This is a genomic window from Novosphingobium sp., from assembly GCF_049240505.1.
Lineage (GTDB): Bacteria > Pseudomonadota > Alphaproteobacteria > Sphingomonadales > Sphingomonadaceae > Novosphingobium.
Genome location: NZ_JBMLSM010000043.1, coordinates 1 through 1,181 on the forward strand (window position 1 = coordinate 1; position 1,181 = coordinate 1,181).

A 1,181-nucleotide genomic window follows, 5' to 3' on the forward strand; every position below is an offset into this window, starting at 1 on the left:
GGCCGCATCGCCATCGTCGATTTCGCCGCGCACGATCGTGAAGACCTGCGCCAGACCCACGCCCACGCCCGCCTCGGTTTCTCCGATACACAGATCTGGGCGATGCCGGTTTCGCCCCGCATGAAACCCGCGCGCTCGCTGGGCACGAACTCGTCGTCAAGCTGTGGACCGGCACGCGCCGGGAAGACAGCGTAACGCAACTCGAACCACGGCAAAGCCGGAAAGCCCCATGAACGCCAGCTACGATCAACTCCGCGAAGCCCGCACCGCGCTTGATACCCCGCTCTTTGCCGGGCTTCCGGGCGACATCAACGTGTCGTTCGAATTTTTCCCGCCCAAGACCGATGCGCTGATGGTGCAGTTGTGGGACGTGGTTGAAACGCTGGCCCCGTTGCAGCCAACCTTCGTCTCGGTCACCTATGGCGCGGGCGGCTCCACCCGCGATCGCACCCACGGCACCGTCGCGCGGATCATCAAGGATGCCAGGCTCCCCGCCGCCGCACACCTCACCTGCGTAGATGCGACCAAGGCCGAGATTCGCGAAGTGGCCGAAAGCTACTGGGAAGCAGGCGTGCGCCACATCGTCGCCCTGCGCGGAGACATGGGCGCGCCCGGCGTTCCCTTCACCCCGCATCCCGAAGGCTATGCCAACGCCGCCGAACTCGTCGCCGGTCTGAAGCAGATCGCCCCGTTCGAAATCTCCGTTGCCGCCTACCCGGAAAGCCACCCGGATTCGCCCAGCGTCACCGCGGATATCGACAATCTGAAGCGCAAGCTCGATGCCGGCGCCACCCGCGCGATCAGCCAGTTCTTCTTCGAACCCGAAACCTTCTTCCGCTTCCGAGACAAGCTGGCCGCTGCGGGCATCGACGCCCCGGTCCTCCCCGGCATCCTGCCCGTCTCGAATGTGGCGCAAACGCGCAAGTTTGCCGCCGCCTGCGGTGCTGCGATCCCCGCATGGATGGACGGCCTGTTCGAAGGGCTGGACACGCATCCTGCCTCGCGCCAGCTCGTCGCCGCGACCATCGCCGCTGAGTTCTGCCGCCGCCTCTATGCTGGCGGCGTGCGCGATTTCCACTTCTACACCCTCAACCGCGCCGAACTGTCTTACGCGATCTGCCACCTGCTTGGCCTTCGCCCCAAGGCTCCGGCGCTGGAGAAAGCCGCGTGACCCTGATTCC

Annotated in this window: 1 protein-coding gene and 1 pseudogene; both read left to right on the forward strand. The window is 65.8% G+C overall.

Annotated features, from left to right (window positions below; genetic code table 11):
• Positions 1-195: pseudogene (locus ACOVQ0_RS04005) on the forward strand (hypothetical protein); the annotation flags it as partial.
• Positions 196-229: 34 nt separating this feature from the next.
• A complete protein-coding gene (metF, locus tag ACOVQ0_RS04010; RefSeq protein WP_421880423.1) occupies positions 230-1,171 on the forward strand; it encodes a methylenetetrahydrofolate reductase [NAD(P)H] in 942 nt (313 codons plus the stop codon).
• Positions 1,172-1,181 lie beyond the last annotated feature (10 nt).

Excerpts from the sequence above, each read along its gene's own strand:
- metF (WP_421880423.1), top strand. The coding sequence starts at position 230 with ATGAACGCCAGCTACGATCAACTCCGCGAAGCCCGCACCGCGCTTGAT.